At 66.2% G+C, this 25,917-nt stretch carries 27 protein-coding genes, 1 tRNA gene and 1 pseudogene; 10 read left to right on the forward strand and 19 right to left on the reverse strand.

What is annotated here, in order from left to right; all coding sequences use genetic code 11:
- Positions 1-68 precede the first annotated feature (68 nt).
- Together SBI20_RS09500 and SBI20_RS09505 are read right to left on the reverse strand one after the other, a co-directional pair.
- Positions 69-1,847, reverse strand: coding sequence for a methyl-accepting chemotaxis protein (locus tag SBI20_RS09500; protein ID WP_317974800.1), 1,779 nt, complete (start codon positions 1,845-1,847; stop codon positions 69-71).
- 122 nt (positions 1,848-1,969) lie between these two features.
- The gene (locus SBI20_RS09505; RefSeq protein ID WP_317974801.1) at positions 1,970-2,974 is read right to left on the reverse strand and encodes a magnesium and cobalt transport protein CorA; all 1,005 of its coding nucleotides are present in this window, start codon (positions 2,972-2,974) and stop codon (positions 1,970-1,972) included.
- An 80-nt stretch (positions 2,975-3,054) separates the two neighbouring features.
- On the opposite strand from SBI20_RS09505, the gene SBI20_RS09510 reads away from it, so the two are divergent.
- The 3 genes from SBI20_RS09510 to SBI20_RS09520 are packed head-to-tail and all read left to right on the forward strand — an operon-like array spanning position 3,055 to position 5,977.
- The gene (locus tag SBI20_RS09510; RefSeq protein ID WP_317974802.1) at positions 3,055-4,560 is read left to right on the forward strand and encodes a flavin-containing monooxygenase; all 1,506 of its coding nucleotides are present in this window, start codon (positions 3,055-3,057) and stop codon (positions 4,558-4,560) included.
- A gap of 47 nt (positions 4,561-4,607) precedes the next feature.
- Positions 4,608-5,396: a competence/damage-inducible protein A gene (locus tag SBI20_RS09515; protein WP_317974803.1), complete on the forward strand. Its 789-nt coding sequence runs from the start codon at positions 4,608-4,610 to the stop codon at positions 5,394-5,396.
- A 5-nt stretch (positions 5,397-5,401) separates the two neighbouring features.
- Positions 5,402-5,977, forward strand: a complete 576-nt coding sequence (locus SBI20_RS09520; RefSeq protein WP_317974804.1) for a hypothetical protein — start codon at positions 5,402-5,404, stop codon at positions 5,975-5,977.
- On the opposite strand, the gene SBI20_RS09525 is transcribed toward SBI20_RS09520, so the two are convergent.
- From SBI20_RS09525 to SBI20_RS09555, 7 genes are all read right to left on the reverse strand, one after another.
- Positions 5,974-7,077, reverse strand: coding sequence for an FUSC family protein (locus SBI20_RS09525; protein WP_317974805.1), 1,104 nt, complete (start codon positions 7,075-7,077; stop codon positions 5,974-5,976). The two genes, SBI20_RS09520 and SBI20_RS09525, sit on opposite strands and share 4 nt — an antisense overlap.
- Before the next feature lie 103 nt (positions 7,078-7,180).
- The gene (rplA, locus tag SBI20_RS09530) at positions 7,181-7,882 is read right to left on the reverse strand and encodes a 50S ribosomal protein L1 (RefSeq protein WP_317974806.1); all 702 of its coding nucleotides are present in this window, start codon (positions 7,880-7,882) and stop codon (positions 7,181-7,183) included.
- A gap of 5 nt (positions 7,883-7,887) precedes the next feature.
- Complete coding sequence (gene rplK / locus SBI20_RS09535) at positions 7,888-8,319, reverse strand: 50S ribosomal protein L11 (RefSeq protein ID WP_317974807.1); 432 nt, start codon at positions 8,317-8,319, stop codon at positions 7,888-7,890.
- A gap of 351 nt (positions 8,320-8,670) precedes the next feature.
- The gene (nusG, locus tag SBI20_RS09540) at positions 8,671-9,207 is read right to left on the reverse strand and encodes a transcription termination/antitermination protein NusG (protein WP_317974808.1); all 537 of its coding nucleotides are present in this window, start codon (positions 9,205-9,207) and stop codon (positions 8,671-8,673) included.
- Positions 9,208-9,235: 28 nt separating this feature from the next.
- Positions 9,236-9,430, reverse strand: a complete 195-nt coding sequence (gene secE / locus SBI20_RS09545) for a preprotein translocase subunit SecE (protein ID WP_317976097.1) — start codon at positions 9,428-9,430, stop codon at positions 9,236-9,238.
- A gap of 231 nt (positions 9,431-9,661) precedes the next feature.
- A complete protein-coding gene (locus tag SBI20_RS09550) occupies positions 9,662-9,856 on the reverse strand; it encodes a hypothetical protein (RefSeq protein WP_317974809.1) in 195 nt (64 codons plus the stop codon).
- 220 nt (positions 9,857-10,076) lie between these two features.
- A tRNA-Trp gene (locus tag SBI20_RS09555) sits at positions 10,077-10,152 on the reverse strand.
- 69 nt (positions 10,153-10,221) lie between these two features.
- On the opposite strand from SBI20_RS09555, the gene aat reads away from it, so the two are divergent.
- Positions 10,222-11,037 (forward strand): leucyl/phenylalanyl-tRNA--protein transferase, encoded by an 816-nt coding sequence (aat, locus tag SBI20_RS09560; protein WP_317974810.1) that lies wholly within the window; start codon positions 10,222-10,224, stop codon positions 11,035-11,037.
- 35 nt (positions 11,038-11,072) lie between these two features.
- Here aat and SBI20_RS09565 read toward each other — a convergent pair.
- The 4 genes and pseudogenes from SBI20_RS09565 to SBI20_RS09580 form a co-directional block, all read right to left on the reverse strand.
- Positions 11,073-11,504, reverse strand: a pseudogene (locus SBI20_RS09565) (DUF2155 domain-containing protein); the annotation flags it as partial.
- A complete protein-coding gene (locus SBI20_RS09570) occupies positions 11,504-11,908 on the reverse strand; it encodes an NADH:ubiquinone oxidoreductase subunit NDUFA12 (protein WP_317974811.1) in 405 nt (134 codons plus the stop codon). The gene SBI20_RS09570 and the pseudogene SBI20_RS09565, both read right to left, overlap by 1 nt.
- 308 nt (positions 11,909-12,216) lie before the next feature.
- Positions 12,217-12,741, reverse strand: a complete 525-nt coding sequence (locus tag SBI20_RS09575) for a DUF192 domain-containing protein (RefSeq protein WP_317974812.1) — start codon at positions 12,739-12,741, stop codon at positions 12,217-12,219.
- Complete coding sequence (locus tag SBI20_RS09580) at positions 12,725-13,333, reverse strand: regulatory protein RecX (protein ID WP_317974813.1); 609 nt, start codon at positions 13,331-13,333, stop codon at positions 12,725-12,727. The genes SBI20_RS09575 and SBI20_RS09580 overlap by 17 nt, the downstream gene beginning before the upstream one ends.
- A gap of 218 nt (positions 13,334-13,551) precedes the next feature.
- Between SBI20_RS09580 and SBI20_RS09585 the strand changes: the two genes are divergently transcribed.
- From SBI20_RS09585 to SBI20_RS09600, 4 genes are all read left to right on the forward strand, one after another.
- Complete coding sequence (locus tag SBI20_RS09585; protein WP_317974814.1) at positions 13,552-15,309, forward strand: fatty acyl-AMP ligase; 1,758 nt, start codon at positions 13,552-13,554, stop codon at positions 15,307-15,309.
- Between the two features lie 226 nt (positions 15,310-15,535).
- On the forward strand, positions 15,536-16,738 hold the full coding sequence (locus SBI20_RS09590) for a toxic anion resistance protein (protein ID WP_317974815.1): 1,203 nt from the start codon (positions 15,536-15,538) through the stop codon (positions 16,736-16,738).
- 7 nt (positions 16,739-16,745) lie between these two features.
- Positions 16,746-17,519, forward strand: a complete 774-nt coding sequence (locus tag SBI20_RS09595; RefSeq protein WP_317974816.1) for a hypothetical protein — start codon at positions 16,746-16,748, stop codon at positions 17,517-17,519.
- Between the two features lie 18 nt (positions 17,520-17,537).
- Complete coding sequence (locus tag SBI20_RS09600; RefSeq protein ID WP_317974817.1) at positions 17,538-17,843, forward strand: polyhydroxyalkanoic acid system family protein; 306 nt, start codon at positions 17,538-17,540, stop codon at positions 17,841-17,843.
- Between the two features lie 92 nt (positions 17,844-17,935).
- Here SBI20_RS09600 and queC read toward each other — a convergent pair whose 3' ends face one another.
- From queC to SBI20_RS09630, 6 genes are all read right to left on the reverse strand, one after another.
- Complete coding sequence (gene queC, locus SBI20_RS09605; protein ID WP_317974818.1) at positions 17,936-18,637, reverse strand: 7-cyano-7-deazaguanine synthase QueC; 702 nt, start codon at positions 18,635-18,637, stop codon at positions 17,936-17,938.
- Positions 18,638-18,688: 51 nt separating this feature from the next.
- Positions 18,689-19,111: a hypothetical protein gene (locus tag SBI20_RS09610; RefSeq protein ID WP_317974819.1), complete on the reverse strand. Its 423-nt coding sequence runs from the start codon at positions 19,109-19,111 to the stop codon at positions 18,689-18,691.
- A gap of 201 nt (positions 19,112-19,312) precedes the next feature.
- The gene (gene hslO, locus SBI20_RS09615; RefSeq protein WP_317974820.1) at positions 19,313-20,206 is read right to left on the reverse strand and encodes an Hsp33 family molecular chaperone HslO; all 894 of its coding nucleotides are present in this window, start codon (positions 20,204-20,206) and stop codon (positions 19,313-19,315) included.
- 216 nt (positions 20,207-20,422) lie between these two features.
- Positions 20,423-21,370 (reverse strand): ornithine carbamoyltransferase, encoded by a 948-nt coding sequence (argF, locus tag SBI20_RS09620; RefSeq protein WP_317976098.1) that lies wholly within the window; start codon positions 21,368-21,370, stop codon positions 20,423-20,425.
- Between the two features lie 16 nt (positions 21,371-21,386).
- On the reverse strand, positions 21,387-22,583 hold the full coding sequence (locus SBI20_RS09625) for an aspartate aminotransferase family protein (RefSeq protein ID WP_317974821.1): 1,197 nt from the start codon (positions 22,581-22,583) through the stop codon (positions 21,387-21,389).
- 168 nt (positions 22,584-22,751) lie between these two features.
- On the reverse strand, positions 22,752-23,525 hold the full coding sequence (locus tag SBI20_RS09630) for a cold-shock protein (protein WP_317974822.1): 774 nt from the start codon (positions 23,523-23,525) through the stop codon (positions 22,752-22,754).
- Between the two features lie 587 nt (positions 23,526-24,112).
- On the opposite strand from SBI20_RS09630, the gene SBI20_RS09635 reads away from it, so the two are divergent.
- Both SBI20_RS09635 and SBI20_RS09640 read left to right on the forward strand, forming a co-directional pair.
- The gene (locus SBI20_RS09635; protein WP_317974823.1) at positions 24,113-24,553 is read left to right on the forward strand and encodes a protein tyrosine phosphatase family protein; all 441 of its coding nucleotides are present in this window, start codon (positions 24,113-24,115) and stop codon (positions 24,551-24,553) included.
- Between the two features lie 212 nt (positions 24,554-24,765).
- Positions 24,766-25,872, forward strand: coding sequence for a choice-of-anchor A family protein (locus tag SBI20_RS09640; RefSeq protein WP_317974824.1), 1,107 nt, complete (start codon positions 24,766-24,768; stop codon positions 25,870-25,872).
- The last annotated feature ends 45 nt before the right edge of the window (positions 25,873-25,917 follow it).

The following is a 25,917-nucleotide window of genomic DNA, read 5'->3' on the forward strand; positions in this document are numbered from 1 at the left end:
GCGAAATCATTGGGCGGCGCGAAATCATTGGGCGGCGCGACAAGGCGGGGATCGCGCCGCCCAGACGATCAGGCGGCCAGACGGCCCGCGTGATCGTAGCCATGGTTGGCCCGACCCAGTTCGAAACGACCGACCAGGGTGCCCAGCGCATTGGCCTCGTTCGACAGCGAGCGCGAGGCGGCGGTCGCTTCCTCGACAAGCGCGGCATTGGCCTGGGTGATCCGGTCCATGTCGGAAACGACGGTATCGACCTGACGGATCGCCCCGGCCTGTTCCTGCGCCGAACGGGCGATTTCCTCGATCATGTCCGACAGGCGCGAGGTCCGCTCGACGATCTGGCCCAGCGCGCCTTGCGTCTCGCCGATCATCTGCACGCCATTGCCGACATCGCGCCCGCTGGCATGGATGATCGCGGTGATTTCCTTGGCCGCGTCGGACGAACGCTGGGCAAGGCTGCGCACTTCGCCCGCCACGACGGCAAAGCCCCGGCCCGCATCCCCGGCGCGCGCGGCCTCGACCCCGGCATTGAGCGCGAGCAGGTTGGTCTGGAACGCGATGCCCTCGATCAGCGCGACGATTTCCTGCATCTTGAGGCTCGACTTGCTGATCTCTTCCATCGCGGAGACGGCCTGGGTCATCGTGCTGCCGCTCTGACGGGCACTGTCGCAGGTCTGGCGGGCGCTGTCGCTCGCCTCCTTGGCGGTCATCGCGGTCTGGGCGACGGCGGCGGCCAGTTCGCGCACGGCGGCGGCCGATTCCTCAAGCGCAGCGGCCTGGTTCTCGGTGCGGTTCGACAGGTCGCCGCTGGCCGAAGCGATCTCGCTGGCCCCCACGCGCACGGCCTGCGCGGCCTGGGTCACCTGACTGAGCGCGGTGGCCACGCTCTCCATCGACTGGTTGAAGTCGATGCGGAGCTGTTCGTAATCGGCCGGGAAAGGATCATTGAGCCGATGGGTCAGGCGCCCCTCGCGCAAGGCGGCAAGGCCTGCGCCCAGCGCGCCGACGATCTGCTGCTGCACGGCCATGCGCTGCGCCCCGGCCGCTTCGGCACGGGCGGCCACGCTCGTCTTGATCGCTTCGAGCGCGCGGGCGATCTCGCCCATTTCATCGGCCTTGTCACGGCCCGGCACGGCGCGGTCGAGCTGCCCCCCGGCCATGTCGTCCATCGCCTCGACCAGCGTGGCGAGCGGGCGCGACATGCGGGCCCGGAACATCAGCACCACAGCCAGCCCGGCCAGCCCGGCCACGCCCGCCACCAGCATGGCCAGAACCCGCAAGTGATCGGCCTGCCGCCGGGCGGCGTTCATCGTGGCATCGGCAGTCTTCGTGTTGGAATTGAGCAGATCATTGATCCGGCTGCCCATTTCCTGCCCCCGGCCATAGACCTGGTTGTTGAATGCGGCAAAAGCTTCCTCGTTGCGGTTCTCCAGCGACAGGCTGCGCACGATTTGCGCCTGCTTCAGCCAATTGCGATAGGCCTCATCGAGAGCATCGATCGCCTGCGCCTCATCCCCCTGGGCATTGCGCCTGAATTTGCGATAATCGTCGATTTTCTGGCGGGTCCTTGCAAAACTGGCGACCAGATCGCGGTCGATATCGACCAGCTTGACCGGATCGGTCGTCAGGACATGGCGGAGCAGCACCAGACGCATGTCGCCGATCTGCCCGCGCAAGCGCGCCAGCGCCCCCAGCGTGGGCACAGTCTCATCGGCCACATAGTTGATCCGCCCGCCCAGCGTCTCGGTGGCCATGATCGCCATGCCGGCAGAGCCGATGGCAGTTACCGCCAGGAACAGCGTTCCCAGCAATGACACGGTGCGTATGCGCAAGTTACCCAAAATCGACATGCACGAGACCCTTGGAGCCGGTGGATTGCGCCTTCCTGGCGCACCTTCACGCAAACTGGCATGACTCCCGCCCCGTTAAGGCTGCCTCGCAGATCCCATAAGGGATGCCCCTGCCTCAGGCCTCAGAGCCAGCCGATCCGGCGGAACCGCCAGTAGAGCGTCGTGCAGATCGTGCCCACGCAGCCCAGCAGGATGAAATAGCCATAGTGCCACCTGAGCTCGGGCATATATTCGAAGTTCATGCCATAAATGCCCGCAATCGCCGTGGGCACCGCGAGCAGCCCCGCCCAGGCCGCCAGCTGGCGGGTCATCTCGCCCTGCCGATGCTGTTCGAGCAGGCTGGCGGTTTCCACGATGGCGGCGAGCGTCTCCTTCAGCCCGCGCATGCGCGCCATCGTGCGGCGCACATGGTCGAGCACGTCGCGAAACCAGATCCGCGCGGTCGGGTCGATCAGCGGTACCTCGGTCTCGGCGAGCCGCTCGCAGACTTCCTCCATCGGCCCGATGACCCGCTCGAACCGGCGCAACTGGCGGCGCAGGCGGAAGATGCGCCGGATCGTCTGCTGCTCGGGAAACGCATCGATCGCGGACTCTTCCATGTCGTGGGCGACGGCCTCAAGGCTCTCCATCGTGGGCAGATAGCCATCGACGATGAAATCGAGGATCGCATGGAGCACGTAGTCGGCGCCCTCGGCCAGCCGCTCGGGGTCGGCTTCGAGCGTGCGGCGCAGGCCGACATGGGCGCGCTCCGACCCGAAGCGCACCGAGATGATGAAATCGGGCCCGAGGAAAAAGGCCGTCTGGCCATAAGTCAGCGTTTCATCGGGTTCGAGCGTGGCCGTGCGCGCGACGATGAACAGGTGCTTCTGGTAGATGTCGAGCTTGGGCATCTGCTGCGGGCTGAGCGCATCCTCGACGGCGAGCGGATGCAGGCCATATTGATGCGCCACCCGGTCCATTTCGTCGTGGTCGGGCTCGCACAGGCCGATCCAGTCGAAGGCGCCGCTCGCACCCGCGCGGCTGCCGGGCGCATCGGGTGTCCCGGTCAGCTCCAGCGCACTCGCGCGGCGCCCCCCTTGTGGATCGGCAGGATCGGCAAGATAGCGGCGCGCGGCAATGATCGTCATGGCGTCTATGTGGCCGCGCCGGGGGCGAAGTGCAATCGGGCTGACATTCCGCGCCCGGACGCCTAGGGCGGTTTACCGTGATGGCTCATCCACACCCCCCTCATCAGGCCCTTCCCGATCAGGCCCCCGATCCCGACATCGCCATCATCGGCGCGGGGATCAGCGGGATCGGCATGGCCGCACGGATCGCCCGCGATTGTCCGGGCTTGCGCCTCGCCCTGTTCGAGCGGCGCGCACGGGTGGGGGGCACCTGGGATCTGTTCACCTATCCCGGCCTGCGCTCCGACAGCGACATGCACACGCTCGGCTTCGATTTCGCGCCCTGGCTCACCCCCGATGCCGTGGCCGAAGGCCCCGCCATCCGCGCCTATCTCGACCGCGTCGCCCACGAGCACGATCTGGTCCGCCACATCCGCTTCGGCCAGCGCCTGACCCATGCCGACTGGGACAGCAAGGCCGCGCTCTGGCGCCTCGCCTTCGTCGATGAAACCGGCGCGCAGTCCCAAGTCAGCGCCCGCTTCCTGATCATGGCCGCCGGCTATTACGACCCCGACAACGCCCACAATCCCCCCCTTCCCGCCCAAGACCGCTTCACCGGAACCATCGTCCACCCCCAGTTCTGGCCAAAGGATCTGGTCTGGCAGGGCAAGCGGATCGTCGTCGTCGGCTCGGGCGCGACCGCCGCCACGCTGGTCCCCGCGCTCTCCTCCGGGGGCGCGGCCCATGTCACCATGCTCCAGCGCACGCCGACATGGTTCATCGCCAGCCCCCGCCGCGACCGGGTTGCCCGGATGCTGTTCACCCTGCTCCCCGCGCGCCGGGCCGCCGCGCTCGTGCGGGCGCGCAACTTGCGGGTGAGCGCATGGTTCTATCGCCGCGCCCGCCGTGCGCCCGCCAAAGTGGGCGCCTGGCTCAAGGCCCGCGCGATGCGCGCGCTCGGCCCGGCGTGGGACGAAACCGCCTTCTCGCCCCCCTATGGCCCGTGGCAGCAACGGCTGTGCCTGGTGCCCGACGGCGACCTGTTCACCGCGATCCGCGAGGGCCGCGCCAGCGTGGTGACCGACACGATCACCGCTTGCGAACCCCAGGGCCTCGTGCTGGCCTCGGGCACGCACCTGCCCGCCGACGTGATCGTCAAGGCGACGGGGCTGAAAATGGCGGTGTCCGGGGGCGCCAGCCTGTCGCGCGATGGCGTGCCGGTCGTCCTGTCCGAACATTTCCACTACAAGGACTGCATGGTCTCCAACCTGCCCAATTTCGTGCAGGTCTTCGGCTATCTCAACGCCTCGTGGACATTGCGGGTCGATCTGGTGGCGGCCTTCACGGTGCAGGTGCTCACCCACATGGCGCGCACCGGAACGCAGGTCGTCACCCCGGTCCTGCCCGCAAACCACGATCTGGTCGAAGACACCGACCCGGCGTTCTCCTCGGGCTATCTGCGGCGCGGACTGGGGCTGATGCCGCGCAGCAGCACACAGCGGCGCTGGCAGCTCAGCCACGACTATCTGGCCGACCGCGCCTTCTTCGCGCACGATGCCCTCGAAGACGGTGTCCTGCACTTCGAACAGGCCCCCGCTTCTTCCTGATCCTCCCCGTTTTCATGGGGCCCGGATTGCGCTAACGGTTCGCCCCGATGAGCGCCACACCCAGCCCCCTCGCCCCGTCGTCCTCCGACCGCATCTGGACCGCCGCCCTGCTGGTGATCGGCGACGAGATCCTCTCGGGCCGCACCCACGACAAGAACATCGCGCAAGTCGCCAGCTGGCTCAACGTGCAGGGCATCCGCCTGCGCGAGGTGCGCGTGGTGCCCGACGTGGAAGCGGCCATCGTCGAGGCGGTCAACATCCTGCGCGCGCGCAACGACTACCTGTTCACCACCGGCGGCATCGGCCCGACCCACGACGACATCACGGTCGAGGCCGTGGCCGCCGCGCTCGGGGTCGAGGTGGTGATCCATCCCGATGCCCGCGCCATCCTCGAAAACTATTACGCCACGCGCGGCGGGCTGACGCCGGCCCGCCTGCGCATGGCCCGCGTACCCGCTGGCGCGCGGCTGATCGAAAACGCGCTCTCGGGCGCGCCGGGCATCGCTGTCGAAAACATCTTCGTGCTGGCAGGCGTGCCCCACATCGCCGCCGAAATGCTCGCCGCGCTCACCGGCACGCTCGAAGGCGGGCTGCCCGTGCTCTCAGTCACGGTCGGCTGCTGGGTCGCCGAAAGCGAGATCGCCGACCTCCTGCGCACCACGGAAAAGACCCATGCGGGCTGCCAGATCGGCTCCTACCCGTTCTTCCGCGAAGGCCGCGTGGGCGCCAACTTCGTGATCCGCTCGACCGACCGGGCCGCGCTCGACACATGCGCCGCCGCGCTCATCGCCGATCTGAAGGCACTGGGCCTTGATGCCGTGGCTGGCGGGATCTGAAACACATGCGGCGGCCGGGTGCGCTTCGGGCCATCAGGGGCGCCCTGTTGCCATGCGTGCTGGCCCTGACCGCCTGCACGAACCCCGCCCTGCCCCGCTTCGAGGCCACGCTGGCGGCCCAGCCCAGCGCCACGGTCGCGCTGGCGCAATGGTGCGCCGCGCGGCGCCTCGCCAGCCCGGCCACGATCCACGCGCTGGCCGACCGCACCGCCCGTCCCGCGCCTGCTGACGTGCGCCGCGCGCTCGGCGTGTCGGGGCAGGAGGCGCTCGGCTATCGCCATGTCCGGCTGGCCTGTGGCGATGTCGTGCTGTCCGATGCGCAGAACTGGTTCGTGCCCGCGCGGCTGACCCCGGCGATGAACGAAGCACTGGCCACCAGCCAGACCCCGTTCGGCACGGTCGTCGCCCCGCTCCATTTCACCCGCGAGCGACTGGCCGCAAGGCGCGGGGCCCTGCCCGGATGCCCGAAGGGAACGGTCCTGTCGCATCGCGCCGTGCTGCGCCGCCCCGATGGCGCGGCGATCAGCCTCGTGATCGAATGCTATACCCGCGCGACGCTCGCGCGCGCGCCCAAATCCTAAATCTCGCCCGCGCCCAGGCTCTGGGCGACCGGCACGCGCGCCGCGCGAACCTTGGAAAAAGCCGCGCCCAGCAACAGCACAGGTTCGAGCACGGCCATGCCCACCAGCACGCCGAGCAGGCGGTCATAACCGGGCGCGATATGCGCGCCGTCCCAGCTGTCGGGCACCAGCACGACCAGCACCGCCAGCGTGAACTGCGTGCCGACATAGCCGCGCCCGTGATTGCCGTTTTCCAGATGGCGCCCCAGCGCCACCCCCAACGCCGTGCCCAGCAGCAGCGCCCCGGCCCGCGCCGGGCCATGCAGCAGCCCCGCCAGCGCCAGCACCATGGCCGCCAGCAGCCCCCCGGCCAGACAACCGAGCAGCCGGTGCCACAAGCGGCGGCTGACATGGCGCAAGCCGTTGGGCCCGTCCACCGCCGTCACCGGGATCAGCATGACCGCCATGATCGTGATCGAGCCTGAAACCAGCGCGGGCAAGTCGTAGATCGTCGCCAGCCCCAGCAGCAGCGCCAGCGCCACCCCGCCGCGCGCACCATGGATCATCGCATCGGGCCGCCAGCCCACGCCCTTGGGCTTGGGCGCGCGGATCGCGGGCCAGTGGCGCCGCAGCGTCCAGGCCGAGAGCAGGCTCACGCTCACACAGGCCGCCGTGCCCGCCAGCGTCTCGATCATGCGCATGACCGCAAAAGTGCGCGGATCGGCGGCGGGCATCTCCACGCGGTCGTAGAGCATCATCGCGAACGTCAGGCCCAGAAACAGCCAGGCATAGGCATAGCGCGCGGTAATCGCGCCATAGAGGCTGACCGTGCCGACCAGCGCCATGGCCAGCCCCAGCACGATCATCGAGTGCCCCGCCGTCTGGAGCACGCCCAGACACAGGAGCGCGCCCACCGCCGTCCCGATGATGCGCAGGATCGCCCGGCGCAGCGTCTCGCTCGCCTGCCCGCGCATGACCATGTAGCCGGTGAAGGCCGCCCACGAGACATGGGTGGCCCCGGTCCGGTGGGCCAGCGCAATCGCCAGAAGAACGGAAGCGACGCATTCGGCCTCGTCGACCAGACGCGGCGCGAGGGGATCGGGAGAAGAAGTATTCGTCACGGGAATCAAGCTAGCCCAAAAAGAACGGGGCCGGGAAGGCAAACCCTCCCGACCCCGTAAACTCTTTGTCGTCCGGGCCTTTGAACAGGCCCGAGCCGGCAGATCAGGCGCCCTGAACGTTGGTCAGGTCGACCTTGATGCCCGGGCCCATCGACGAGGACAGACCGACCTTGCGGACGTACTTGCCCTTGGCGCCCGACGGCTTGGCCTTGACGATCGCATCGACGAACGCGTCGAAGTTGGCACGCAGGGCTTCGTTCGAGAACGAGAGCTTGCCGATGCCGCCATGGATGATCCCGGCCTTTTCGACGCGGAATTCGATCTGGCCAGCCTTGGCGGCCTTCACCGCGTCGGCCACGTTCGGGGTCACGGTGCCCAGCTTCGGGTTCGGCATCAGGCCCTTGGGGCCCAGCACCTTGCCGAGACGGCCGACCACACCCATCATGTCGGGGGTGGCGATCACGCGACCGTAGTCGAGGTTGCCGTTCTGCATGTCTTCGAGCAGGTCTTCGGCGCCAACGCGGTCGGCACCGGCGGCCAGAGCCGCTTCAGCCTTGTCGCCACGGGCGAACACGGCGACCTTGACGTCCTTGCCGGTGCCCGAGGGCAGCGTGACCATGCCACGGACCATCTGGTCGGCGTGACGCGGGTCGACGCCCAGGTTCAGCGACACTTCGAGCGATTCGTCGAACTTGGCGCTCTTGAGGTCCTTGAGCAGCTGGATGGCTTCATCGACGCCGTACAGCGCCTGGTTGTCGCCCAGCTTCTCGACGAGAGCCTTCTGCTTCTTGGTCTGCTTGGCCATGATACTCAGCCCTCCACAACCTGAAGACCCATCGAACGGGCCGAGCCCTCGATGATCTTGGCCGCCTGTTGGATGTCGTTCGCGTTCAGGTCCTTCATCTTGGCCTGGGCGATTTCTTCCAGCTGCGAACGCTTGATGGTGCCGGCCGAAGCCTTGCCCGGGGTCTTCGAGCCCGACTTGATGCCCACGGCCTTCTTGATGAAGTAGGTGGCAGGCGGAGTCTTGGTCACGAAGCTGAACGAGCGGTCCGCATAAACCGTGATCACGGTGGGCAGCGGGGTGCCCTTTTCAACTTCCTGGGTTGCTGCGTTGAATTCCTTGCAGAAACCCATGATGTTCACACCGCGCTGACCCAGCGCGGGGCCGATCGGCGGCGAAGGCTTGGCTTCGCCGGCATTGATCTGCAGCTTGATGTAGCCTTCGATCTTCTTGGCCATGATGGCCTCCTTTCATCCTGTTGGAGCGGATGCTCCGCAGAGTAAGCGGTAAAACGGGGCGCCCGGAGGCGTCCCTGCCGCACGGAATCGGACGGGCCGAAACCCGTTCGCGAAGTGGGCGCCCATAGCAGGTTGCACCGCAATTGCAACTCGGCCGGGAAACACGAAACGCCAAAATCCTCCCCCGCCGGGGGGAGGAAGGCGAATCGTTGAATGAGGTGTGAGGCGCCTGCCCCTCCGTCAGCCCTTCGGGCTGCCACCTCCCCGCAAGCGGGGAGGACTTTCCCGATCCTCCCCATGCAATGGGGAGGGGGACCGCCCGCGAAGCGGGTGGTGGAGGGGGAAAAAGCCTTACTTGACCAGTTCGACCTCGTCGAAGCCCAGTTCGACCGGCGTCGCGCGCCCAAAGATCGAGACCGAAACCTTGACGCGATGCTTGTCGAAATCGAGTTCCTCGACAACGCCGTTGAACGAGGCAAACGGCCCCGCGTTGACCTTGACCGAATCGCCGATCTCGTAATCGACAGCGACCTGACGGGCCGGTTCTGCCGCGGCCTGCTCGCGCGCGCCGAAGTAGCGGGCGGCTTCCTTCTCGGAAATCGGCTGGGGCTTGCCATTGTGGCCGAGGAAGCCGGTCACCTTGGGGGTGTTCTTGACGAGGTGGTAGATGTCGTCGTTCATCGCCAGCTTGGCCAGCACGTAGCCGGGCATGAACTTGCGCTCGACGGCGATCTTCTTGCCGCGCTTGACTTCGGTAACGGTCTCGGTCGGCACTTCGACCGCTTCGACCAGCTGCGAAAGGCCAATGCGCTCGGCTTCCGAGATGATCGCGTCGCGGACCTTGTTCTCGAAGCCGGAATAGGCGTGGATGATGTACCAACGGGCCATTGTTCAGTCTCTTTTCCGGTGGTGGAGGTCAGGCCAGCTTCAGCAGCCACTGCACGATCATGCCGAACACGCTGTCGATGCCCAGGAAGAACACCGAGAGGATCAGCATCATGATGCCCACGAAGATCGCGGTCGTGGTGGTTTCCTGGCGGGTGGGCCACACGACCTTGCGCGCCTCGGCTTTCACCTGGTTGAAGAATTCGTTGGGGCTGGTCTTGGCCATGGCGGTCATGCCTTCGCTGCCTGAATGAAACGCGTGCCTTCCGCCTAGGGGTCATCGCCGCCCCGGACAAGTCCGGGAGGGGCAGATAGAAACTCCGATGTCGGGAGGTAGCGGGTATCTAGGGCCAGTCATGCCTCTTGGCAAGGCCCGTCACGGTTCAGGCATCAGGCACGGGGGCAGACATCCTGTGTCGCCCCCGTCTGTAGAAACACGTCCTGGGCGCGCGTCAGATCACTTCGCGCACTTCATGAACTTGCCCTTGGCATCCTTGCACACCTTCTTGGGCGCAGGCTTGGCGGGCGGACACTTGATGAACTTGCCCTTGGCGTCCTTGCAGGGCGCGGCCTGGGCGATCATCGGGGTGGCGGCGAAAACCATGGCGCCGGAAATCATGGCAGTGGTCACGGCGGTGGCAAACTTGCGCATGGGAAATACTCTCCTGATAGGCCCCGCGCCCTGTTTACATCCGATTTGGCAGGACCGTCCAGACAGGTCTGATCCGGAATCGCCGCGATCCCCGGAGCCCCGCGCACAAAAGCAGGATCATCCCGCAATCGATTTCGATTTCCATGTATCCGAGCAGAAACGCCGGGACTTGCTCAACCGGCCTTCAGGACAGGACCACTCCCGGACTTTCCCGGAAGAGTGGCAGGAGTGGAGGGACTCGAACCCACGGCCCTCGGTTTTGGAGACCGATGCTCTACCAACTGAGCTACACTCCTGTGCTCGTGAGGGGCCCTTAGTGGGTTGACGCGGACAGTGCAACCGGCGGATGAAGATTTTCACCCGTCATGTTGCAATCAACCTCGATCATGATCCCGCCCGACCTCCTGCTCAGGGCCTATCGCGCCGGCATCTTCCCGATGTCGGACAGCCGCGACGACCCTGAAATCTATTGGGTGGAGCCGCGCCTGCGCGCGATTCTCCCGCTCGACGGGTTCCATTGCTCGCGCTCGCTCGCGCGCACGTTGCGGCGCGGCCACTTTACCGTGACCTGCAACGAAGCCTTCGACGCGGTGATCGATGCCTGCGCCGCGCCGCGCGAAGGCGCCGAAGACAGCTGGATCTCGCAGCGCATCCGCGAAAGCTATCGCACGCTCCACCAGCTCGGCCATGCCCATTCGATCGAAACATGGATCACCACGCAAGGCCCCGGTGGCGAACCGGTGCGCGAACTGGTCGGCGGGCTCTATGGCGTGGGCTTTGGCAAAGTGTTCTGCGGCGAGAGCATGTTCAGCCGCCGCAGCGATGCCTCGAAAGTGGCGCTGGCCTGGCTGGTGGCGGCGCTGCGCATGGCCGGGGTGACACTGCTCGACTGCCAGTTTTCCACGCCCCACCTTGCCTCGATGGGCGCGGTGGAAATTCCCCAGGCAGAATATCTTGCCCTGCTGGGCAAGGCCTCGCGCTATCCGGTGGTCGAATCGGTGTCGCCCGCCGAATCGTCTTCAGCCGGAGCGGGCGCGACAGGGGCAGATGGCGCCGCTGGCGCGGTGGGCACCTTGCCCGCAGGCTTTGCCGCCCTTCTGGCCGCAGCAGCCGCTGCCGCAGCGGGATCGTCTTCCTCGCCCGGAAACTTCATCGCGCAGTCCTTCACCCAGACATCATAGACCGGGTGCTCGACGACGTTGAGCGAAGGCGAATTCTTGAACAGCCAGCCCGAGAAGACCTTGTGCCAGGTCAGCTTCTGCTCGGTGGTCGCGCGTTCCTGCACGAAAAGCTGGACGAAGGCGCCCGTCTCGGCGGGGTCTTCCCAGGGCGCGGTGCGCTCGCACGTGGACAGGCGCACGATGGCATTGCCGATCTGCCGCGCCTCGCCCGAACGCAGCACGATGTCCTGCGTGATATTGTTGCGCTTGTTGAGGAAGCCCAGCGTGGCCACGCGGTCCTTGACCGGCGTGCCATAGCCGCTTTCCACCACGCCGCCGCTGGCCGCTGCCACCGGAGCAGCACCCGTTGCCTCACTGGGCGGCGGGGTATCGGCAGGTTCGCGGTGGCATCCGGCCAGGGCCAGGGCACCAGCCCCGGCCACCAGACCGATCCATGCCGCCGCAACCCGCGGCGTGTTCGGGATCATCAGGCCTCGGGCGACCAGGCTTCGTATTCGCCCGCACCCTTGGAATGGGGCAGATGGGCGTGATGCGGGTGGTGGGCCTTGGCCGTCCCGGTCGCGTTGGGGGTATATTCGACTTCCCAGATGCGCGGGGGCGGCAGGTTGCTTTCGGGCACGCCGGCGAGGCTGCCGTGGAGCCAGCCGTGCCATTCGGCCGGAACGCGGCTGGCATCGTTGGAACCGTTGTAGATCACCCAGCGGCGTTCGCGGCCCTGGAAGGGGTGGCCCTTGGGATAGGGCTTCTTGGCGCGATAGTACTTGTTGCCCTGGGCGTCATGGCCGACGAGTTCGCCATTGCGTGCGCTGTCGAGCATGGTGGTGAACGTGGCGCCGTTCCACCAGGTGAAGATCTTGCCGAGAATGCTCATGAAGCTGTGTTTCCCATTGCAGGCCCCCATTGCAGGCCACCGCGCCAGACTCTGCCCTTCAGCAAGAAGCGCACCGTTCCGACGGATCACGCCCTAGCCCCGGAAGGGGGGAGTCGGCAAGATATCAATGCGCTCGCGAAGCCATCAACATCCTGGCGCCTGATCCGAAACTATCGTTTCGGATCGTTCGGCACCGGCCCGCTCCCCCACCCGACCTCCCATAGGGTACTATCGTAGGGAGGTCGGGTGGGGGAGCGGGCCGGTGCCGAACCGAAATTCGCCTCTTTCGGCGAATTTCGAACGGAGCCTTACCAGACGACCTTGTCGCCTGCCTTGAGCCCAATCTGTGCCGCGCGGCCACCATTGAGTTCGAGCACGCCCGCGGCCCGGTCGACCGAAGGAAGTGGGGTCAGGTCGTAAGGCACGGCATTGGCCGCCACGTTGAGCACGCGATGGTCGGGGCCGATGAACACGATGTCGAGCGGGATCACCGTGTTCTTCATCCAGAACGCGGCCATGCGCGGCGGGTCCATCGGGAAGATCATGCCCTCGTCGGCGCCCATCTGGGTGCGGAACATCAGGCCCTTGGCCTGTTCTTCCTCGCTCACCGCCACTTCGACGCGGAACGTGTGGCGCCCGTTTTTGGTGCTGATCGTCAGCGGCACGACCTTGAGGCCCGAGATCGGGTGGACGCTGGCCGGGGCTGCGGCCCCGCTCTTTTCGTGCTTCTTGTCGTGCGCGCCCGCGTCCGCCGTCGCGGGGGCGCAAGCCACCACGCCAGCGGCAAGGGCCAGCATCACACCTGCCGCGGCTGTCTTAATCGTCTGCTTCATAAACCCACTCTTCCGCCTCGGAAACACTCGCTGCATTCACGAGCGCGCGCGCCGTGGCAAGGGGGTGACCGGCCCTGAGAAAAACCGCAATCTGCTTTTCGCGCTGCGCCGGGTCGAGCCGCGCCCCGGCATCGCCCCCATCCGCCTCATCACCCCTTGCGCCCGCAAAGGGCCCCAGACGCCGCTTGCGGGCCAGCGTGAGCGCGGCAGCGCGCGCGTCCTGCCGCGAACCGAGCGCCTCCTCGCGCATGTCTGCGTCGATTCCCGCCTGCCCCAGATCCTGGGCGATCCGCCTTGCGCCAAGCCCCCGGCGGCGCAAACTGGCGCTGCGCATGCGGGCATAGCCCTCGTCGCTGACATAGCCCGCGCGGGCCATGCGCTCGACCACGGCCTCCACGTCGGGCGGCGCGGCGGCGTCCTCGTCCCAGCCGCGTTCACGCAGCTTTCGGGCCAGATAGGCGGCCAGCTTGCCGGTGCTGGTGGCAAAACGGGCGACATAGGCCAGCGCCAGTTCATCGAGTCGGGCCGCATCGAGCGGATGGGGGCGAACGGTCGCACGGTTGCGACGATCTGATCGATGGGGCGGGTTCACGCCATATTCGTGCCACACTCAGTGCTAAATGAGAACCTCGTGCTACCGTTTCTTGACCATTGGGGCTTGCGCCGGGCGCAGCCACAGGCAAGGAGCGCGGCCAGCCGGACCCGGCCTGCCCCGACGGGAGACCCCGAAGGGCGCGCAGGGCACTCCGGCAATACGCGTTAGAGATCAAAACGTTCCCTGACCTTCTATTTCATTTCTGGGGTACCCGCATGACCGTAACGGCCGCCGTCGCAGAAAAGACGGCCCTTGTTCCCACGCCCAATGACGATGCACAGCCGCGCCGTTATGCCGACTTTGCGACGTTCTGCGACGCGCTGGACTATGCCGCCCAGGGGGAACGCGGGTTCAATTTCCACGATCCGCGCGGCACGCTCGCCCGTGTCTATCCTTATGCGCAGCTGCGCGAGGATGCGCTGGTCGCCGCCCGCCGCATGGTCGCCCACGGGATCAAGCCGGGTGATCGTCTGGCGCTGATCGCCGAAACCGGCCCCGATTTCGCCGCGCTGTTCTGCGGCGCGATCTATGCCGGGGCCTGGCCGGTGCCCCTGCCCCTGCCCACCAGCTTTGGCGGCAAGGACAACTATATCGACCAGCTCGCCGTGCAGCTGGCCAGCTCCGATCCGGTCATGCTCGTCTATCCGGGCGAGCTTGACGCAATGTGCAGCCAGGCCGCCGCGCGCCAGGGCTGTGCGGGCCTCAACTGGGCGCAGTTCAACGCCGGCGCGATCAGCCCCGATCCGCTGCCGCAGGCCGATCCCGACGCGATCTGCTACCTCCAGTATTCGAGCGGCTCGACCCGCTTCCCCCATGGCGTGGCCGTCACCCACCGGGCGCTGCTGTCCAATCTGGCAGGCCATGCCCACGGCATGCAGATCACCGATGGCGACCGCTGCATCAGCTGGTTGCCGTGGTACCACGACATGGGTCTGGTCGGCTGCTTCCTCTCGCCGATCGCCAACCAGGTCTCTGTCGACTATCTCAAGACCGAAGATTTCGCCCGCCGTCCGCTGGCCTGGCTCGACGTGATCAGCCGCAACCAGGGCACCACGCTGTCCTATTCGCCGACGTTCGGCTACGACATCTGCGCCCGCCGCATTTCGAGCCAGACCAACGTGGCCGAGCGCTTCGACCTCTCGCGCTGGCGTCTGGCGGGCAACGGGGCCGACATGATCCGCCCCGATGTCATGCAGGGCTTCGTCAACGCCTTTGCCGACGCGGGCTTCAAGGCCCAGGCCTTCTTCCCCAGCTATGGCCTCGCCGAAGCGACTCTGGCGGTCACCATGATGCCGCCCGATGAAGGCATCCGCGTCGAGCTGGTCGAGGAAGAACGCCTTTCGGGCTGCCCGCGCGATCTCTCGCGCCCCGCGCGCTATCGCGCCATCGTCAACTGCGGCGTGCCCGTGCGTGGCATGGAACTGGCGATTCGCGGTGAAGACGGCCAGCCGCTCGACCATCACCACATCGGCAAGGTCTGGTGCCGTGGCACCTCGCTAATGCATTCCTATTTCCGCGACCCGGAATCGACCGCCGCCTGCATGGTCGACGGCTGGCTCGACACCGGCGACATGGGCTACGTCAACGAGAAGGGCTATCTGTTCATCGTGGGTCGCGCGAAGGACATGATCATCATCAACGGCAAGAACCACTGGCCGCAGGACATCGAGTGGGCTGTCGAACAGCTCCCCGGTTTCCACCAGGGCGACATTGCCGCCTTCTCGGTCGAGACCGAAAACGGCGAGGAAGCCCCCGCCGTGCTGGTCCACTGCCGCGTGTCCGACCCCGAGGAACGCGTGAAGCTGCGCGACCAGATCCGCGACAAGGTCCGCGCGATCACCGGCATGAACTGCGTGGTCGAACTGGTGCCCCCGCGCACCCTGCCGCGCACCAGCTCGGGCAAGCTCAGCCGCGCCAAGGCCAAGAAGCTGTATCTCTCGGGCGAGATCGAACCCTATCAGCTCGCCGCCTGATCGACCGGTCAGCTTGCAAAACAAAACGGGGCGCGGTGCAGATGGCATCGCGCCCCGTTTTGCATGATGACCGGGCCTTGTCCGGGGCAGACCGTCGTCTGGCCCGGTCGTCTGGCCCAGTCGTCTGGCCCGGTGTGTTATTTAGCCAATACAGCTTGCACCACCCGCCCCCCGACGCCATCTTTGTCGCCAAACGCATCCCACCGCCCGTATCAGGAGCCCGCCCATGGCCAGCACGCCGCCCCTCTCGGCCCCCGGAATCCAGCTGACCCCGCCCGAGCCGGTGCCCGTGGTTGCGCCCCAGCAGGCCGCCGGGCTCGTTCCCGTGGCCGAGGACACGCGCAACAAACTCGAAGCCCGTGCCGAAGCCTTCGTGGCCGACCTTCTGGCACAGGATGCCGCCAGCCCCGAATTCGGCAAGCGGGTCGACCAGTTGACCGCGATGGGCCGCAAGGAAATCAGCACGGCGGCGGGCATGTCGAATCGCTTCCTCGACCGTCCGATCCGGGCGATGGACAAGGATTCAGGCGTGGGCGCCGATCTCGCCCAGTTGCGCCGCACGGTCGAAGACCTCGATCCGGGCCGCAAGGGCACGCTCTCGTCGGGGCGCAAGCTCCTCGGGATCATCCCGCTGGGCAACAGCATGAAGAAGTACTTCGACGGCTACGTCTCGGCCCAGGGGCACATCAAGGCGATCCTCGACCGCCTCGCCTCGGGCAAGGACGAGCTGCTGATGGACAACGCCGCCATCGATGTCGAACGGCAGAAGCTGTGGGAGGCGATGGGCAACCTCGAACAGATGATCACCATCGCCCGCCTGCTCGATACCAAGCTGGAAGACGCCGCCGCCGATCTCGACCACACCGATCCGGCCAAGGCCAAGGCGATCCGCGAAAGCGCGCTGTTCTACACCCGCCAGCGCGCGCAGGACCTGCTCACGCAGATGGCCGTGACCGTGCAGGGCTATCTCGCGCTCGATCTGGTCAAGAAAAACAATGTCGAACTGGTCAAGGGCGTCGACCGCGCCAGCACGACGACCGTTGCCGCGCTGCGCACCGCCGTCACCGTCGCCCAGGCCCTGACCAACCAGCGCCTCGTCCTCGAACAGATCACCGCGCTCAACACCACGACCGCCAACATCATCGATTCGACCGGCAAGCTCCTGCGCGAGCAGACCGGCAAGATCCACGAGATGGCCGCCTCCAGCACGGTCCCCCTCGAAACGCTCCAGCGCGCGTTCCAGAACATCTACGAGACGATGGACACCATCGACACCTTCAAGATCAAGGCGCTCGATTCGATGAAGCAGACGGTCGAAACGCTCTCGGGCGAAGTGGAAAAGTCGCGCGGCTACATCGCGCGGACAGAGGGCGCCAACAAGGCCGCCGCCGAACCGGGCGCGCCCTCGCTGCTGAGCCTGGAGGGCTGACCCGGCAATGCCCGTCACCACCCCTTCCGACCGCATTCTCGACGCCGCGCGCACCACGCTGACACGCCAGCAGGCCGAACGGAATGCCTCGGTGCGCGGCCCCTCGATCGGCGCGCGTTCGGCCGAAATGAAACGCCGCCACATCGCCCGCAAGGCCGCGCGCATGGCCATGGCCGTGGGCGTGATCCTCGTCGTGGCGATGGCTGCGGGCCTCGCGCTCGACGGCATCGGGCTGGGCGGCTTCGTGCTGACGGTTCTGGCCGTTCTGGCCGCGCTCGGCTTCTTTGCCATGTTCCCGCGCTTCAGGGCGCCCGACCTTGCCTCGATCAACAAGGGCGACGCCCATACGATGGTCGGGCGCACCGAACTCTGGCTCGAAGCCCAGCGCCCCAGCCTGCCCGCCCCTGCCGTGCGCCTGGTCGACACGATCGGCCTCCAGCTCGACGCTCTGGGCGCCCAGCTTCAGGGCATCGACCCGGCCGAGCCCGCCGTCGGGCAAGTCCGCAGCCTCGTGGGCGAACACCTGCCCGGCATGATCGAAAGCTGGCGCCGCATCCCCGCCCATTTGCGCAGCGAGGAACGCGCAGGCCGCACCGCCGACGAACAACTGGCCGATGGCCTCGGCAAGATCAGCGCCGAAATCGACCAGATCACCCGCGAACTGGCCTCGGGCGACCTCGATGCCCTCGCCGTGCGCGGACGCTATCTTGACTATCGCTATGGCGATGGGCTGGAAGACACCCCGGCGGCGCCATCTCTGAGCGCACCACACAATTCGTGATTCTGGAGACCTCGAAGCATGCGCGTGACCCTGCCCCACACCCTCGGCAAGGATGAAGTCCGCCGCCGCATGGAAAGCCGTCTGGGCCGCGCCTCGGAAAAGGCCAGCAACCTGATCGGCGGGATGGCCCAGGTCGAAGCGGCGTGGAGCGATGCCGATCACCTGACGATGACCGTCTCCTCGATGGGCTTCACCGTCCCCTCCGCGGTGACGATCGAGGAAACCCAGCTCCTGTTCGACGTGGAAATCCCGGCTGGCATGGGCTTTGCGCGCGGCATGATCGAAACCATGGTCCGCGAAAAGGGGCAGAAGCTGCTCGGCTGAGGCGCTTCTGGCGATGAAGAGAGAAGAAAAGGGATGACGAAGGGGGCAGGGCCCCCTTCAGCCCATTAGTTTTGGACAGGGCAGCGCCAGATTCAGGCGCCGTAGCGTGTCCCGTCGATCAGGCCCGCTTCGGCAAAGCCCGCCTTGCGCAGGCGGCAGCTGTCGCATTCCCCGCAGGCCCGGCCATCGGGCAGCGGATCGTAGCACGACCAGCTTTCCCCGGCCTCAAGCCCAAGCCGCGCCGCTTCCTGCGCGATTTCCGATTTCTTGAGGTGCTGGAGCGGGGCGTGGACCGTCACCGTGCCTCCCTCGCTGCCGATCTTGGTGGCCACGCGGGCCAGATCCTGAAAGCCGCCGATGAATTCGGGGCGGCAATCCGGGTAGCCCGAATAGTCGAGCGCATTGACCCCGATGAACAGGTCTTTCGAGCCCGCCGCCTCGGCCCAGGCGAGCGCGAGCGAGAGGAACACGAGGTTGCGCGCGGGCACATAAGTCACCGGAATGTCGTCGCCCAGCCCGTCCTTGGGCACGTCGATCGCATCGGTCAGCGCCGAACCGCCGAACTGGCGCAAGTCGAGCGGCAGGATCACATGGCGCTCGACCCCCAGGCGCGCGGCAATCGTGCGCGCGGCATCGAGTTCGACACGGTGGCGCTGGTTGTAGTCGATGGTCAGGGCCAGAACGCGATAGCCCTGTTCCTGCGCAAGCCCGGCACAGACCATGGAATCGAGGCCACCGGAAAGCAGTACGACCGCCAGCGGGGCCGAGGACGTCGAAGAAGCAAGATCATTCATGCTGCCGGGCTAGCCCCCCACGCGCCGGGCGGCAAGTCCTCCCTTGCGCTCTCAGCGCCGGCAGACCCCCACGCGCCGGGCCTCCGCCGTGAAGGAAAACGGCAGGCCATGGGCAATGCCCTGCGTCTCGATCTGCACCAGCGAATCGTTTTCCATGCGCATCCGGGTCATCCCCGAACCCGCCGTGCCGCAAGTATAGCTGACCGTGACAGCGTTCGGCTCGTCCTGAACGACGAACTGGCGGCACTGCAAGCCCGTGTGGCGAAGCTGGATCAGCGGGCGGCCATCGGCCAGGCACATCCGCGTATCGGCCATGCCGCCATCGCGCGCATGGACGAGCCATTGACCGGAGGCCAGATGGGCGAGCATTTCGAGCGCAGGATGCCCCGGCTGGGCCCAGGCGCTACCGCCAAGGCACCCCAACACGCCGATCCCAACTGCACAACCATGGCGCACAGCGCGCATGAACGTCATCGCCAAAACTCCCGCACATGTGTCCGAACCCACGCGAACACACGAAACCCCGTGCCCTGTATATAAGCCATCAGCCCCGATGCTTGAAGGGGGCCTGCCCAGACAGCGCCGCTCTGTTCTGTTTGTAAAGCCTGCGTCGCCCGATGAAGACAGCGGACGACGCAAACCTGTTCAGAAGTGGCCTGTTCAGAAGTGGCCTATTCAGAAATGGATCGGGAAGGCGCGCGAACAGAACGCGCAATCGACGACGATCTCGCCGTTTTCATCGGCCATCTCGGCGCGCTCTGCCTCGCCGAAACGAGCCAGAATCTCGCGGTAATACTCGCTCGTGCAGCGGCAGCCACGGCTCAGCACGGTGCCACGCGCAACGCGCACCTCGCTTTCCTCGTGGAACAGGCGCCAGACCAGACTTTCGAGGCCGAGCGCCGGATCGGTCAGTTCTTCGACGCTCAGCGTCCCGGCCAGCGCCGCGATGTGCTCCCATTCGGGATGGTCGAGCCGGGCATGGAGCCGCTCGCGCCCTTCCTCGCCATCGGGCAGATGCTGCACCAGCATGCCACCGGCCACGCAGTGGCCGTCCTGCTGGCTCACCCCGACACGGATCAGCGTGGGCACCTGTTCGGACTGGAAGAAATAGGCTTCGCAGGCCTGGGCCAGGCTTTCGCCTTCGAGCGGGACGATGCCCTGATAGCGCTGGTCGCTGCTGGCCAGATCGAAGGTGATCGCCAGATAGCCATCGCCGAACAGCGCATGAAGCGAGGGATTCGGCCCCAGTTCGTCGAGGCGCGCGCGGTCGTGGCGGACATAGCCGCGCACTTCGCCGCCGCGATAATCGCACACGAGCAGTTCGACGACGCCATCCTGCGTCTGGGCCTGCATCGTCAGCTGGCCATCGTCGTCCTTGAGCAGCGCGCCCAGCAGGGCGGTGAGCACGAGGGCCTCGGCCAGCACCTTGCGGATCGGGGCGGGATAGGAATGGGCCGAGAGCACGGTGTCGAGCACCGGCCCAAGGCGAACCACGCGCCCCCGCGCATCGCGCGCGGGAACGGTGAACTGAAGAACCTGATCAAATCCGGTTTCGGTCTGTTCGGTCATGGGATCTTTCGTCTGTCGGTATTGCGCCCAATATTGGGTGCCCGATGCCCGATTTGAACCTCAGAGTCCGATCCGAAATTCGCCAAAGGGGCGAATTTCGGTCCGGCACCAGCCCGCTCCCCCACCCGACCTCCCATAGGGTACTATCGTTGGGAGGCCGGGTGGGGGAGCGGGCTGGTGCCGGACTATCCGAAACGATAGTTTCGGATCAGCCTCTTAAATCTGCCCGAAGGCCCAGCGCAGCACCGATTTCTGGGCATGGATGCGGTTTTCCGCCTCGTCCCAGACCACCGAGCGCGGCCCGTCGATCACCGCGTCGGTCACTTCCTCGTTGCGGTGGGCCGGCAGGCAATGAAGGAACAGCGCATCGCCCTTCGCATGGGCCATGAGCGCCTCGTTCACCTGAAACGGCGCCATGGCCGCCAGCTTGGCCTCGGCATGGGCCTGCCCCATCGAGATCCAGGTGTCGGTGACGACGACATCGGCCCCCGCCACGGCCTGCACCGCATCGCGATGGACCGTGATCTTCGCCCCGGCGGCTTGCGCGCGCGCCACGAAGCCCGCGTCGCAGTCATAGCCTTCGGGAACGCCGATGCGCACGTTGAACTTCATCAGTCCGGCGGCCTCGACAATCGAATTGAGCACGTTGTTGCCATCGCCGAGCCAGGCCACTTCCAGCCCTTCGAGCGGCTTGCCCTGCTCGATCACGGTCAACAGGTCGGCCATGATCTGGCACGGGTGCGAAAGGTCGGTCAGGCCATTGATGACCGGCACGCTGGCATAATGGGCCAGTTCCTCGACTTTGGCGTGGTCGTCGGTGCGCAGCATGATCGCATCGACCATGCGGCTGAGCACGCGCGCGGTGTCGGCAATCGTCTCGCCCCGGCCAAGCTGGGTCGTCCCGGCATCGAGGATCAGCGCCGAGCCACCGAGCTGGCGCATCGCCATGTCGAACGAAACGCGCGTGCGCGTGGAATTCTTCTCGAAAACCAGCGCCAGAACACGCCCGGCCAGCGGCGCATCGTCGTCGACACGCCCCTTGGCAAACGTCGCGCGCGCAGCCTTGCGGGCCACGGCGTCGGCCAGCATGGCCGCCACCGCATCGTGGCCCGCATCGGACAGATTGAGGAAATGCCGTCCCGTTTCAGTCCCCGTCTCAATCATAGTCATGTCAGAAATCTCACGCTGTCGGTGCAGGGGGAGCATAGCTGGCGGCGGCCGCCGAAAGCTTGTCCATGAATTCGTCGATGTGGCTGTCGTCGATCACCAGCGGGGGCAGGATGCGCAGCGTCATGTCGCCCGCCGAAACCGCCAGAACCTGATGATTGTCGCGCATGTGGGCCACGAAAGGACGCGGCTCCATCTTGCACTTGAGGCCCAGCATCAGCCCGCGCCCGCGCACGAGTTCGAACATGTCGGGATAGTTGCCGATGAACTGTTCGAGCCGCGCCTTGAGGCGATCGCCCGTGGCACGGACCTGGCCGAGGAATTCGGCATTGGCGACCACGTCGAGCACGGCCTCGCCCGCCGCCATGGCCAGCGGGTTGCCGCCATAGGTGCTGCCGTGGGTGCCGATCACCATGCCGCGCGCCGCCTTTTCGCTGGCCAGGCACCCGCCGAGCGGGAAACCGCCGCCGATGCCCTTGGCGATCGCCATGATGTCGGGCTCGATGCCATAGTGTTCATAGGCGAACATCGCGCCGGTACGGGCCACGCCGCACTGCACTTCGTCGAAGATCAGCATGAGGTCGTGCGCGTCGCACAGTTCGCGCAGGCCCTTGATGAAGGCCTCGTCCCCCTCGCGGATGCCGCCCTCGCCCTGGATCGGCTCGACCAGAATGCCCGCCGTGTGCGGCCCGATCAGCGCCTTGGCCGCCTCAAGGTCGTTGAAATCGACATAGTGGAAGCCGGGCAGCAGGGGCAGGAAGCCCTTGTGCATCTTGTCCTGGTCCGACGCGCTGATCGTGCCCATCGTGCGCCCGTGGAAGGCGTTGCGGAAGGCGATGATCTCGAAGCGGTCGGGGCTCTGGCCATGATACTGGTGATAGGCGCGCGCAGTCTTGATCGCGCATTCCACCGCCTCGGCCCCCGAATTGGTGAAGAACACGGTGTCGGCAAAGGTCATGTCGACCAGGCGCTGGGCCAGCTTCTCGCCCTGCGGGCTGCCATAGAGATTCGAGACATGCATCAGCGTCTCGACCTGCCGCTGGAGCGCGCCGATCAGGTGCGGATGCGAATGACCCAGAATGTTGACGGCAATGCCGCTGGCGAAATCGAGATAGCGCGTCCCGTCTTCCGAAATCAGGTGGCAATGCTCGCCTCGCACCGGACGCACGCCGCACCGGGGATAGACGGGCATCAGCGGGGTGATCGACATGGAACGACTCCTGTATTTTCGGAAAAAAATGGGATCAGATGAGACGATTTTCTGGAAAAAACGCACACAAACGACAAATGGCGGCCCAGCGGACCGCCATTTGCACGCGTATGTGGTGGGTGCATGACACCGGGCGGCTATCGCCCCCGGTGTATCATGCCGCCGGGATCAGTCCTGGCGCGGCACCAGGTTGACCGCCGAGTACTTGCCTCGTCGATCGACCTCGAGGTCGAACTCCAGCTTGTCGCCTTCGTTGAGCTCACGCAGGCCGGAACGTTCCACGGCGCTGATGTGCACGAACGCGTCGGGCTGGCCATCATCACGGGTGATGAAGCCGAAGCCCTTCATGCTGTTGAAGAACTTGACGGTGCCAGTGGCCTTTTCGCCGGTCAGCTGACGCTGCGGGGCAGCGGGCTTGGCAGCGACGGGGATCACATCGCCGACGACCTGAAGGTCAGCCGCCGAGATCTTGCCACCGCGATCGACGAGGTTGAATTCGAGCGTCTGGCCTTCGGCCAGGCCTTCGAGGCCCGCACGTTCGACAGCGCTGATGTGAACGAACACGTCTTCGCCGCCGTCTTCACGCTGGATGAAGCCGAAGCCCTTCTGGCCGTTGAAGAACTTTACGACGCCCTTGCCGGTGCCGACGACCTGTGCGGGCATGCCGCCACCACCGCCGCCACGCGGGCCGCCGCCGAAGCCGCCGCCACTGCGACCGCCACCAAAGCCACCGCGATCACCACCGCCGAAGCCGCCGCGATCACCGCCACCGAAGCCGCCGCCGCTGCGACCGCCACCGAAGCCACCACGATCACCGCCGCCGAAGCCGCCGCGATCATAGCCGCCACCGAAACCGCCACCGCCGTAGGGATCGAAACCGTCGTCGCCGAAACCGTCGCGCTTGTCGCGTCCGCGACCACGCCGCCCTCTGTCAAAACCCATAAAACCCAATAGACCTTACATTCCGCCCCAATTTTCCCGGCGCCCCTGGCCGGACGCGGAGACCAGGGACACGACAAAGAATAACGCCGGGTTGTGGCCGGCCCTCTCCATTGCACCAAGGACTATAGCGAAAAAAAAGCCGATGCGCGAACGGAATCGACGAAACATGCTCGATTCTGGCTCGGAACATCGGACTTGAAGCACCATTCATGACAAATGTGCCGTATTTTCCTAGGGCAGGCAGCCTTTCGCGAGGCTGAACGATCCGGAAAAAGCACGTCACCTTCGGTATCGTCAACGCTGCCAGAGCCCCTCTGGCACGGTCATGAAACGCTAACGACATGCAATATACGCCCCACTCCACCTTCGGTGCAGGCAAGGGAATCGATCCGGGAATCGGCATCCCCACCGCAGATTCCCTCCCCGCGCCCCCTTCCCGCCGCGCCCTCCGCCCGCCTTCGCCGCTCCGCGCGATGAATTGGGGGTCCACATTCCCGCCTGCGATACCTATGACAGCATCGGCGCTCCAGCCTTCGCAGGGCAGGCTTCCATCACGGCCCGCCCGTTCACTCGCATAAGGTATTGCCATGTCCCAGTTCCGCCAGATCGACAGCCACTTCCTGGCCAGCCCGCAGATCACCCTCGACGATGTTGCCGCCGCGCAGGCGCTCGGGGTGAAGCTGATCGTCAACAATCGCCCCGAAGGCGAATCCGACGACCAGACGCCCGGCTCTGCCATCGAGGCCGCCGCCCATGCCGCAGGGATCGCCTATGTCGCCATTCCCGTGACCCACGCCGGTTTCTCGATGCCGCAAGTCGAGGCGATGCAGAAGGCGCTGGCGCAAGCGGGCGAGGCGCCGGTCCTTGGCTATTGCCGTTCGGGCACGCGCTCGACCCTGCTCTGGGCCCTTGCCCAGGCCGCCAACGGCGCCAATCCGTTCGAAATCGCCGCCAAGGCCGCCTCGGGCGGGTACGACATCAGCCCGATCCGCGCCCAGGTCGACATCCTGAGCGCCCGCGCCAACTGAGCGCCGCGCCCCAAAGCCCGGAGCGACAGGACCCGAGCAACCGGCACAGCCGCGCGGGTCGTAAGGAAGGGCCGCGCGACTGTCCCATCCGGGCACGCCTCGGGATTTTACATTGCATGACATTACAAACCGGGCGCATCGGGCTAGGAGGCGTGCAACACCCGTAACACGCAACCCCCAAATCCCTTTCGCCCATGCACCGGATGACAGCCATGCCCGCTTCCCATCGCGTCCTGCGCCTGGCCGCCTCCGTGGCGGCCCTGGCCCTCCCCTTCCATGCCATTGCGGCAACCACGCCCGTCGGCATCGACGCGCTCAAGGTCTACAACCTGATCGTGCTGGGCAATCTCACCTCGTCGTCCGAAGTCGAGGGGCGCACGTTCGTCGGGGGCAATCTCACCGGCAGTTCCTCGAACTACCAGATCTCGACGCTGCCCGCCTCCAGCTACACGGGCGCAGGGCTGGTCGTGGTCGGCGATGTGACCGGCAGCATCAAGAACATCAACAATGGCGCAGGGGCCGTCGTCGGCGGCAATGTGAGCAGCGGGTTCAACCTCAACGGCTCCCCCCAGACCGTGCAGGTGGGCGGCACGATCAGCAACACCAACGTCAATTCCAACACGGTGGTCTCCAACCTGGGCACCACCAACCCCGCGTTCGTCAGCGACCTCCGGCAGGATGGCAGCCTGATGTCCACGAGCATGACCGAACTGTCGTATCAACTCGGCCAGCAGACCGCGAACAGCACCCTGTCGATCAGCGGCAACCGCGGCACTTTCAATGCCCAGCCCGGCGCCAATGGCGTGGCCGTGTTCAACATCACCGCCGCCAACCTCGATTCGATCGGCGAGATCCAGTTCAACAGGAACGGCGCCGACACCGTGATCGTCAATGTCTCGGGCAGCAATGTCACGCTCAACGACAATTTTCTGGGTGGCACCGCCAATCTGGGCGAGCATGTGATCTGGAACTTCACCGACGCGACCGGTCTCACGCTGACCACCGCCTGGGGCGGCTCGGTTCTGGCCCCCAAGGCCACCGCGCATACCTACAACTACATCCAGGGCTCGGCGGTGTTCGGCAGCCTCGTGCAGGATGGCGAAATGCATGTCGGCACGTATGCGGGCAGCTATGTCGTGCCCAGCGACCCGCAGGTGCCCTCGTCGTCGTCGTCTTCGTCCTCCTCGACCAGTGGCGGCAGCACCGGTGGCAGCGGCACGGGCGGGACCGAGGTGCCCGAACCGGGCATGTTCGTCCTGTTCGCGCTGGGCCTTGGCGGCCTGCTGCTGGGTCGCAAGCGCCGCAGCGAACGCGCCTGACCACACGGCCAGACCAAAAAAAGGGGCGAAGCGGCTTCCCGCCGC

The organism is Novosphingobium sp. IK01, from assembly GCF_033242265.1.
GTDB classification, from domain to species: Bacteria; Pseudomonadota; Alphaproteobacteria; order Sphingomonadales; family Sphingomonadaceae; genus Novosphingobium; species Novosphingobium pituita.

Bases quoted from the DNA above. Each gene is read 5' to 3' on its own strand.
- SBI20_RS09500 (WP_317974800.1), bottom strand. From the start codon at position 1,847: ATGTCGATTTTGGGTAACTTGCGCATACGCACCGTGTCATTGCTGGGA.
- SBI20_RS09505 (WP_317974801.1), bottom strand. From the start codon at position 2,974: ATGACGATCATTGCCGCGCGCCGCTATCTTGCCGATCCTGCCGATCCA.
- SBI20_RS09510 (WP_317974802.1), top strand. From the start codon at position 3,055: ATGGCTCATCCACACCCCCCTCATCAGGCCCTTCCCGATCAGGCCCCC.
- SBI20_RS09515 (WP_317974803.1), top strand. From the start codon at position 4,608: ATGAGCGCCACACCCAGCCCCCTCGCCCCGTCGTCCTCCGACCGCATC.
- SBI20_RS09520 (WP_317974804.1), top strand. From the start codon at position 5,402: ATGCGGCGGCCGGGTGCGCTTCGGGCCATCAGGGGCGCCCTGTTGCCA.
- rplA (WP_317974806.1), bottom strand. From the start codon at position 7,882: ATGGCCAAGCAGACCAAGAAGCAGAAGGCTCTCGTCGAGAAGCTGGGC.
- rplK (WP_317974807.1), bottom strand. From the start codon at position 8,319: ATGGCCAAGAAGATCGAAGGCTACATCAAGCTGCAGATCAATGCCGGC.
- nusG (WP_317974808.1), bottom strand. From the start codon at position 9,207: ATGGCCCGTTGGTACATCATCCACGCCTATTCCGGCTTCGAGAACAAG.
- secE (WP_317976097.1), bottom strand. From the start codon at position 9,430: ATGGCCAAGACCAGCCCCAACGAATTCTTCAACCAGGTGAAAGCCGAG.
- SBI20_RS09550 (WP_317974809.1), bottom strand. From the start codon at position 9,856: ATGCGCAAGTTTGCCACCGCCGTGACCACTGCCATGATTTCCGGCGCC.
- aat (WP_317974810.1), top strand. From the start codon at position 10,222: ATGTTGCAATCAACCTCGATCATGATCCCGCCCGACCTCCTGCTCAGG.
- SBI20_RS09570 (WP_317974811.1), bottom strand. From the start codon at position 11,908: ATGAGCATTCTCGGCAAGATCTTCACCTGGTGGAACGGCGCCACGTTC.
- SBI20_RS09575 (WP_317974812.1), bottom strand. From the start codon at position 12,741: ATGAAGCAGACGATTAAGACAGCCGCGGCAGGTGTGATGCTGGCCCTT.
- SBI20_RS09585 (WP_317974814.1), top strand. From the start codon at position 13,552: ATGACCGTAACGGCCGCCGTCGCAGAAAAGACGGCCCTTGTTCCCACG.
- SBI20_RS09590 (WP_317974815.1), top strand. From the start codon at position 15,536: ATGGCCAGCACGCCGCCCCTCTCGGCCCCCGGAATCCAGCTGACCCCG.
- SBI20_RS09595 (WP_317974816.1), top strand. From the start codon at position 16,746: ATGCCCGTCACCACCCCTTCCGACCGCATTCTCGACGCCGCGCGCACC.
- SBI20_RS09600 (WP_317974817.1), top strand. From the start codon at position 17,538: ATGCGCGTGACCCTGCCCCACACCCTCGGCAAGGATGAAGTCCGCCGC.
- queC (WP_317974818.1), bottom strand. From the start codon at position 18,637: ATGAATGATCTTGCTTCTTCGACGTCCTCGGCCCCGCTGGCGGTCGTA.
- SBI20_RS09610 (WP_317974819.1), bottom strand. From the start codon at position 19,111: ATGACGTTCATGCGCGCTGTGCGCCATGGTTGTGCAGTTGGGATCGGC.
- hslO (WP_317974820.1), bottom strand. From the start codon at position 20,206: ATGACCGAACAGACCGAAACCGGATTTGATCAGGTTCTTCAGTTCACC.
- argF (WP_317976098.1), bottom strand. From the start codon at position 21,370: ATGATTGAGACGGGGACTGAAACGGGACGGCATTTCCTCAATCTGTCC.
- SBI20_RS09625 (WP_317974821.1), bottom strand. From the start codon at position 22,583: ATGTCGATCACCCCGCTGATGCCCGTCTATCCCCGGTGCGGCGTGCGT.
- SBI20_RS09630 (WP_317974822.1), bottom strand. From the start codon at position 23,525: ATGGGTTTTGACAGAGGGCGGCGTGGTCGCGGACGCGACAAGCGCGAC.
- SBI20_RS09635 (WP_317974823.1), top strand. From the start codon at position 24,113: ATGTCCCAGTTCCGCCAGATCGACAGCCACTTCCTGGCCAGCCCGCAG.
- SBI20_RS09640 (WP_317974824.1), top strand. From the start codon at position 24,766: ATGCCCGCTTCCCATCGCGTCCTGCGCCTGGCCGCCTCCGTGGCGGCC.